Annotated in this window: 7 protein-coding genes; all 7 read left to right on the top strand. The window is 70.8% G+C overall.

Going from position 1 to position 8,347, the window contains the following annotated elements:
* Positions 1-805: 805 nt before the first annotated feature.
* Positions 806-1,132 carry a hypothetical protein gene (locus FHP29_RS21805; RefSeq protein ID WP_158296600.1) on the top strand — a complete coding sequence of 109 codons (327 nt, stop codon included), beginning with the start codon at positions 806-808 and terminating at the stop codon, positions 1,130-1,132.
* Positions 1,129-3,588, top strand: a complete 2,460-nt coding sequence (locus tag FHP29_RS16370) for a phage/plasmid primase, P4 family (RefSeq protein ID WP_158296599.1) — start codon at positions 1,129-1,131, stop codon at positions 3,586-3,588. The genes FHP29_RS21805 and FHP29_RS16370 overlap by 4 nt, the downstream gene beginning before the upstream one ends.
* A gap of 307 nt (positions 3,589-3,895) precedes the next feature.
* A complete protein-coding gene (locus tag FHP29_RS16365; RefSeq protein ID WP_139623947.1) occupies positions 3,896-4,285 on the top strand; it encodes a hypothetical protein in 390 nt (129 codons plus the stop codon).
* Positions 4,286-4,638: 353 nt separating this feature from the next.
* On the top strand, positions 4,639-4,914 hold the full coding sequence (locus FHP29_RS16360; RefSeq protein WP_139623946.1) for a hypothetical protein: 276 nt from the start codon (positions 4,639-4,641) through the stop codon (positions 4,912-4,914).
* A gap of 496 nt (positions 4,915-5,410) precedes the next feature.
* Entirely contained in the window at positions 5,411-5,719 is a 309-nt protein-coding gene (locus tag FHP29_RS16355; protein WP_139623945.1) for a hypothetical protein, read from the top strand.
* A gap of 179 nt (positions 5,720-5,898) precedes the next feature.
* Positions 5,899-6,204 carry a hypothetical protein gene (locus tag FHP29_RS16350; RefSeq protein ID WP_139623944.1) on the top strand — a complete coding sequence of 102 codons (306 nt, stop codon included), beginning with the start codon at positions 5,899-5,901 and terminating at the stop codon, positions 6,202-6,204.
* Positions 6,204-8,003: a recombinase family protein gene (locus FHP29_RS16345; RefSeq protein WP_139623943.1), complete on the top strand. Its 1,800-nt coding sequence runs from the start codon at positions 6,204-6,206 to the stop codon at positions 8,001-8,003. The genes FHP29_RS16350 and FHP29_RS16345 overlap by 1 nt, the downstream gene beginning before the upstream one ends.
* Positions 8,004-8,347: the final 344 nt, after the last annotated feature.

Genomic DNA, 8,347 nt, shown 5'->3' with positions numbered 1-8,347 from the left:
CGCTCCCCGGCCGCGCGGCACCGTGATTTCCGAACTGCCCTGCACGCCCTGCGCACCCTTGTGGCGGGGTCAAACTGCGTGTTTTCCTGGGTCTAGCAGCGGATGGCTCCGTGCTCCTGTGACCCCGGTTCGGACCTGGTTCGGACCGGGGTCTCGCTGTGTCCTGGGGGTACCGGGGACCCCCCACTCGGACTTGTGCGGCCAAAATCCGCACCACTAAACTGGGCCGTGGACCAGCCCGAGAGGGGTCGGGGCGAATTGCGAATAGCCCCAATGGTCAAAGGTTCCTGAGGGACCAGCCGGAACGTCGGGAGACGTGCCGAACGTCTGGGAAGTCGACAGGCGTGCTGAGGCTGGTGCTGTTCGAGGGAATGCGGCGCTATAGGCAGGCCCGCTGCCACAGAGTCTGCGGATTCGCACCGGCAGGCACCAGCAACGTCTGTTGCGGAGCCATCAATGCCTGTCCACGTTTCGTTTTCCGAGGCCGCGCTGCCTCAGTCCGACCGCCTTCGTCTGGCGAATCTCTTGTTCGGCGGCCCTGCCGCTGACACCAACTCCCCTGCGGTTCCGTATGCCGTCGGTCACGCAGGGGCGGGTGGTCGCGGCGACGACGCGATCACCCACGCCGAGCCCGGGGCGGGTCAAGGCATGCCTGCGAGTGGTGCTCTCCAGCCACCCGTACCTGCCCGCCCCGGCTCGGCGACCACCGAGGCGGTCGCCTGATGGAGCCGATCCTGATGGTGTGGGTCTCGGCCCTCACCAACTTCCTGCTCCTCAGTGTCGCCTGCGTGATGGCGGTGACCCGATGAGTGACGACTTCCTCGATGACATGTTCGCCGACTTCGACGAGTTCGACGGCGATGACGAGTTCCGCGAGATCATCGTCGGCAACCGCGATTCGTGCGAGACCCAGCGCGTGGTTTCCGACCTCGACGCCGAGTGGTTCCGCGATAACCCGAAGTTCCGCCATCGCATCCGGTGGTACGTCCCGGGCGAGTTCGACTCGGACTCGGGCGGTTTCGTGGGCGACCCGAGCGAGTTCGTCGTACTGGCGACCCAAGGCGGCACCCGTGTCCTGTTCCCGGTCGGCACCTTCTCCGGTCGCGGCCTGCAGGCGGGTGGTCTGCGGTGACCTCCGAGCAGCACACCTTCGACCTGCCCGACGACGGCCAGACCGCGCCGTTGCAGGACGCCGCTCCCGCGACCTCTCCGGCCCGTGCCGGTGCCCGCCCCCGGCTGGCTCCCCGCACCTCGCGGGAGACCCCGCCCGCAACCGTCCCTGACACGCCGCTGGCATGGGCACAGTGGGCAGCCGCCCGGGGCTGGCACGTCTTCCCTGTCCGGGGGAAGACGCCGCTGCTTCGACACTGGCCCGAGCAGGCGACCACCGACCCCGACCAGACCCGGCGGTGGTTCGCCACGGATAACGCTCCGAACGTCGGTATCGCCTGCGGCCTGTCTGGGTTGCTGGTCGTGGACGAGGACGAGCCGCTGGCGTTGGAGAAGTGGGCCGCCGACCACGGGCACGAGGTCCCGGAGACCTTCGCCGTTCTAAGTCGCGAAGGTCGGCGGCACCTGTACTTCGCCGTTGCCGATGGCCAGGAGTTCGGCAACAGCCGAGGCGCGCTCAAGGGCTACGGCTGCGACGTTCGCGGCAAGGGCGGTTTCGTGGTCGGCCCGGGGTCGGTACACGAGACCGGCTCGACCTACACGCCGGTTGCCCTGAACATCGCTCCGGCGCCGGTCCCCGACTGGTTGGCCGAGGCCCTCACGAAACCGGAGCCACGAACTAGTAACAGTTCCGAGGCCGACACCGGCCCGGCGATGCCGACCAATTACGAGGCGACCGTGGTCCGGGGGGAAGTGGCCCGCCTCCGGGACCTCCCCCAGCCGTGGCACGAGGGGGCGGGTTGGGACCAGACCGTCTTCGACGCCGCCTGCAACCTCTTCGAAGTCGCCAACTCGTCGTGGTCGCTCCTCACCGTCGAGGAAGCAGAACGTCTGGTGCGAGAGAACGCACCAACCGACCCAGAGTGGGGATCAGACAAGGTGACGCAGAAGATCGAGTCGGCCCGAAGTCAGACAGACGGCAAGACCCGGGCCGCTCCGAGGGAGGCAGGCCGAGACGTCGCTCCCGATCTGCTCGACTCGCCGCTGGCCGAGTGGACTGCTGAGCGGTTACAGGCTCGCTACTGCTGGGCAGCTGGACTCGGTTGGCTCCGCTACAACGGCAAGGTCTGGCAGGAGACGACCGATGCCAACGTGGTCGAAGCGGTCCGAAAACTCTGGCGAAAGCGGTTCGCCAAGGAGATTGCAGATGGCGCCGATCAGGTGCGCGCCAAGCAACTCAACGCTCTGTTGGTCGGCGGCAAGATCAGCGGTGCCGTTCGGCTACTCAAGGGCATCTTGGAGCGGCGCGCCGACCAGTTTGACGTGCAGCCGGACCTGCTCAACGTCGGCAACGGGGTGGTCGATCTGCGAACGGGTGAACTGCTCCCCCACTCGCCGGACCTCTTGCTGACCAAGATCACCAAGGTCAAGTACGACCCCGACGCCGAGCACAGCGACTGGGAGCAAGCCCTGCACGCTCTGCACGCAAAGGTTGCTGACTGGATGCAGGTTCGGTTCGGGCAAGCAGCGACCGGCTACGCGACTTCGGACGACGTGCTCCCGGTCTTGCAGGGCAACGGTGCGAACGGCAAGTCCACGTTGGTGGCCGCCATCATGAGCGCTCTTGGCGACCATGCGGTGGTGGTCCCGGAGAGGGTGCTGCTGTCGAACCCCAGCGACCACCCGACCGAACTCACCACCCTGCGGGGTGCTCGGGTCGCGCTGATCGAGGAGACGCCGGAGGCACGGCACCTGAACGTGAAGCGGCTCAAGGACGTGGTCGGCACACCGACCATGACGGCTCGGAAGATTCGGCAGGACAACATCAGTTGGTCGGCCACCCACGCCCTGTTCCTGACGAGCAACTACCGGCCTCGGGTCAACGAGACGGACCACGGGACTTGGCGTCGGTTGGCGCTGGTCTCGTTCCCGTTCACGTTCCGGCGACCGGGCGAACCGCTGGCGACCGAGTGGGACAAGACCGGAGACCCGCGTCTCAGGGAGCGGCTGCGAGCGGGTCGCGAGGGCCAGCACGAGGCGGTGTTGGCTTGGGTGGTGGCTGGCGCTCGTCGCTGGTACGAGGCGGGCCACGTCCTCCCCCCGCCTCCCGAACAGGTCGTCGCAGCGACGACGGCTTGGCGGCACGAGTCGGACCTCGTGCTCGCGTACATGGCCGACCGCCTGGACTTCGACCCCAACAGATGCGTGCTGGCGACCGAGCTGTTTGCCGACTTCTCGGAGTGGCACGAGTCGCGCGGTTCCGGGACGAGGGCTTGGGCTGAGAACACCTTCGCGCAGCGGTTCGGCGAGCACGACACCGCCACTCGGAAGGGCGTTCGCAAGACCCGGACGCGGAGCCTCGGCGGTCTCTCGCGGCGGTTCCGAGGAACCAACAGCGCGCCGCCGGGGACGGCCACGGTGTGGCACGGCGTGCGGTTCCGCAGGACCACGGACGACGACGCGCAGGGGGCGCTGTGAGCCCCCGGCAGGGGCAGCCCGGGGAGGGTGCCGGGCTGCCTGTCGTCCCGCGTCCGGACGGGGGGTGTGCAGGGTGTGCAGGGTCTCTCCGGGAACGCTCCGGAGAAGAGCCCACGCGAGAAGCACCAGAGGAATCCTGCACATCCTGCACGGGCCGCAGAGCGACCTCTGGTCTGGCGTCCCCTCGGTACCACGGGGGCAGCCCAGCCGACCGGGCTCCCCGGAACCGCTCGGAAAGCCCGACCTTCGCAACCTCCGGCGAGACCCGGGGACAGACACAAGGCAACCCGCAAGATTGGAGCAGGCGATGACGCCGAGTCAGCAGCAGGCGAAGGCCAAGGCCGAGGGCCGGATCTGCGAACACGGCGGCTGCGAGAACGGGCAGTTCCAACGCCGTCTGTGCGGTTACCACTACCGCCTGATGCGCGCCGAGGAGCGTGCCTCCGAGGGCAAGCGGTGCCGGGTCGAGGGCTGCGAGCGGGGGTGGTTCGCCCGTGGGCTCTGCCGAGGGCATTACACGACCGAGTACCAACGCGAGCGCCGAGCCAAGGACCGACAGGAAGAGCGCTTCCTTCGTGGGTTGGCCGATCTGGACGACCCCGGCGTCGGTCTCCTGCTCGGTCGCCTGCCTGCCGCCGAACGGCTTGCGCTGCTGCGAGAGCACGCCGCCCGTGACACAGGAGGGCCCCTCCCGTGACCGCTGGTGGTGCGCCTGGGCTCCGGGCCCGTCGTCCTCTCCTGCGTTTGGGAGAGGGCCGCCGCCGTTCTCGGTCGGTCCTCTCCCCTCGCCGGTCGTCCTCTCGGGCCGCTGCTCGCCTCTCGGTTCGGGTGTCTGTTGCCTCTCGGACGGCGCCGAGCGCGCCGGTCGGGTGGCCCGCCGTCGTGCTGGTTTTGCGCGCTGCTGCTGGGGTCGCCGCCCCTGTTGCCGGTGGTGGGTGCCTCCCTCCGGCAGGGCACACGACACGCCGTCCGAGGGACGGACATATGGGTTATGGAGGGCCGTTTTTGCGTGTTTTACTTGGGTTTTTTTCTTCCACCAAGGAGCCCGCCATGAACGCCCCCGCCGCCTGCTCGTCGCCCGCCTGCCGCTTCCCCGCGCTCGGCGGTTCCGCCCCCGTCGAGGAAGCCGCCGGGCTGTGCGCCCCGTGCGCCGTCCTCGCCGCCCGGGCGCTTGCCCCCGCCGCCGCGCACGGCCTGCTGTCGCGGCTTGCGGAGGACGCCCGGGACGCCGTCGTCGCCGGGGCTCCGGCTTGGCTGCAGGCCGCGCACGCCCGGGGCGCTTGGGGCGTTGTCCCCGGCGCCGTCCTCCGCCCGGTGCGGTCGTGATGCCGCGCCGGGCGGGCGTCGCCCCGCTGGCCCTCGCCCCTCGGGGCTGGGTCGCGGGTCGCCCCTGCCCCTCGCCGGTCGCCCCCTCGGGCCCTCGCCTCTCGGTCGGCTGCTCCTCGCCTCTCGCCCCTCGCCTCTCGGTCGGCTGCTCCTCGCCTCTCGCCCCTCGCCGTTGGGTTGGCTCCCCCTCGGTCGGTCGGCGGTCGGCCTCTCGGTCGTGGGCGTCGTTGGTGGCCCGCCCCTCTGGCCCGCGCCCCTCGGTTGGGGTCGCCCTCTCGCCCTCGCCCCTCGCCCTCGCCCCGGCTGCCTGTCGCCTCGGGTCGCGCCTCTCGCCCCGCGCGGGTTGCCCCTTCGCCCGTGGGCGTCGGCCTCTCGCCCCGGCGGGGTCCGCGCCCCTCGCCCCTCGCCTGCCCTCTGCCCGGCCCTGTCGGGCCGTCCCCTCGGGCCGCCCGGCCCACGACCGCAACACCCACCCGCACCCAAAGGAGAACCCCGCATGACGACCAGGAAGCCCACCCGCGCCAAGGCCAAGCCGACCCCCGAGCCGACCCCCGAGGCGGAAGCCCGGGTCTGCGGCTGCGGCTGCGGGGTGGCCGTCTCGCCCCGCGCCTCGTTCCGCCCAGGGCACGACGCACGCCACGCAGGGGCGACGGGCCGCGCGCTCGCCGCCAACCCAAAGGACGCCGCCGCGCTCGCCGCTCTCGCGGGCATGAGCGAAGCGCTGCGGGCAAAGGCCGAGCGCGTCCGGGCCAACGCCGAGGCGAAGGCCCAGAGGGCGAAGGCCGAAGCCGAGAGCGCGGCCTGACGCCGCCCAACAGACAACCCAGGCCGGGGCGCGAGAGCGCCCCGGCCCCAACCCCGCAAGGAGCAGCCATGCAGACACCCCCCGGCTCGGACGCCTCCGAGCGCTTCGGGCAAGGAGCACCATCTTCGAATACCGTTCCGCCCCCAACCCCAAATGGGCTTGCCTCGGAGGCAAGGACCGTGGTCGATCTGCGGCCTGGGTTCTGCCGGTGTGGGTGCGGCAACCACACGGCGAAGCACTTCGTGCCGGGCCACAACCAGCGCCTGCGCGGCGAACTGGCTCGGTCCTACTCACGTGCGAAGCGGGTCGCCGTCCGGCAGCCGCTCGGCCCGCCCCAACTGGTCGCTGCTCCTGAGGCCGCCGACCTGCTCGGGCCGGAATGGCTCGCCTGGGTCGCTCCGGAGGTCGAGGTTCTCCGCACCGTGCGGTCCAACATCGCCGAAGCCGCCATCGCAGATTTCGAAGCCGAGTGGGGTGACCTCTGATGCGGGCTGCGATCTACTGCCGAGTCTCGACAGCGGAGCAGATCGAGGGCACGAGCCTCGACGAGCAGGAGCGGAAGTGCCGCGCCTACGCCGACTCCCACGGTTGGACCGTCGCGGACGGCCACGTCTACATCGACCCGGGCATCAGCGGCACCGACCCGAACCGTCCGGAGTGGCGTCGGATGCTTGCCGCCGCTGGCTCCGGCGCGTTCGACGTGGTGATCGTCTCCAAGCTGGATCGCTTCTCTCGGTCGGCGGGCCACGCCCAGACCGAAATCCGGCGTCTCGTGGACTTCGGCGTCCAGTTCGTCTCGCTCGCGGAGAACCTGGACCTGACGACGCCGCAGGGCCGGGCGATGCTCGGTGTCATGGCGACCTTCGCCGAGTTGGAGCGCGACACCATCGCTCAGCGGGCGGTCGACGGACAGCGAGCATTGGCCCGTCAAGGCCGCTGGCCCGGTGGCACTGCCCCGTTCGGCTGGCGGATCGAGGGTTCCGGCAAGGGCAAGGGCGGCAAGTCGAAGGGCGAGGCAAACGACGTCCGGCTGGTCCCGGACGAGCGCGAGCGCGACATGATCCGCATTGCCGTCGAGACCATCGAGGGCGGCGGCAGTACCGCCGACGTGGCGCTGCTCCTCAACGCTCAGGGCTACCACGGCCGAGGCAACGGGGCGAACCACCCTCCCGCGCCGTGGAACCACCAGCGGGTCCGCGAAATGCTGCAGAAGCGGGCCCTGATGGGCTGGACCGCTTGGGGCAAGGAGACCCGGAAGCAGCGCGGCAACGTCACGAAGATGAAGCGTGACGGTACCCCGCTCTATGGCGACTCCATCCCGATCGAGTTGCCGGACCCGCCGCTGTCCGAGGAGCGGTGGCTCGCCCTCCAGAACCGGCTGGCGCAGCGAGCGTCCGGTCCCAAGACCGCGAAGGCGACCTACCCGAACTCGCTGGCCGCGACGCCGTGCGGCGGTCGGCTCGGCGGTATCAAGTTCGGTGACCGCCCCCGCTCCTACCGCTGCACCGGGATGAAGTGGAAGCCCGGCCCCCACGAGAAATGCGGATGCAAGGTGATCCGTGCCGACTGGCTCGACTTCCAGGTCTGGCACGCGGTGGTCGAGGTCCTCTCCGATCCGGAGCGGCTGCTGTCCCTCGCCGCCGACTACATCGGCTTCCGTGCCGAGGCCGACGAGCCGGAGGCCGACACCGTGGAGCGCATCCGGCGCCGGATCGAGACGTTGGAGAAGAACCGCCGGGAGAAGGTCGTGGAGTACCTGCGGGCCGGGATCGAGGCCGACCTCGTCAACGAGGCCGTCGCGCAGGTCGATGCCGAGATCGACCAGGCTCGGGCGGTCTTGGTGCAGATGGAGGCGCACCGCGCCGACGCTTACAGCGAGCAGCAGCGGGCCCGGTCGTTGGAGGAGTTGGCCCGCCACGCAGCGGAGCGGCTGCCCAACATGACGTTGGACGAGCAGGCCGAAGTTCTGCGGCTCCTGCGGGTCAAGGTCTCGGTCTTGGAACAGGCGAAGGAGCCGAGCCTGTCGGTCGAGGGGGTCGTCCCGGGCGGCGTGGACCTGTTCGCGGCGGGCGAGGACGGGCCACAAACTGCCCCGGGCGGGCCATGGCCCCCACCCCGGGAAGGTTGCGGCGACGAGACGGTGCAACCTGCGCGGGGTGGGGCATCACCGCCGCCCACCTCGCGGGCGATCCGGAGTCCCTCGACGACACGGTCGCCGACGGGGTCGGCGAGCCGGTCCTTGAGCCGGTCGAGGCAGTCGCCGAACCGGCCCGACACCTGGTAGTCGAGGGCGAACGCGTCGAAGGCCGGACGCAGCGTGTCGGGCCCGCGGACGGCGAGCGCAGCCACGGCGTCGGGCAGCGACATGCCCGCGCGCACCGCGGAGGCGAGGTCGTCGACCGCCTCGGGCCAGACCTGGGCGAACTCGCGGCGCCGGCGCCGGACCCGGCCCGCGACGACCGCCCACGGCAGGTAGGCGGCGCCGGCTCCCGCCACCACCGCGATCGGCGCCGTGCGGGTGAGTCCGAGCACGAGCACGAACCCGGCGATCCCGGACCCGAGACAGAGCAGAGCGAGCGAGCGCGGCGCGACCTCGCGCAGCCCGGCCTCGGCGAGGAGCCGCCGCGT

This window comes from Nocardioides albidus, from assembly GCF_006335005.1.
Classification (GTDB): Bacteria; Actinomycetota; Actinomycetes; order Propionibacteriales; family Nocardioidaceae; genus Nocardioides; species Nocardioides albidus.
Note: the sequence above shows the minus strand (reverse complement) of the source record. Positions and strands in the feature narration are given on the sequence as shown.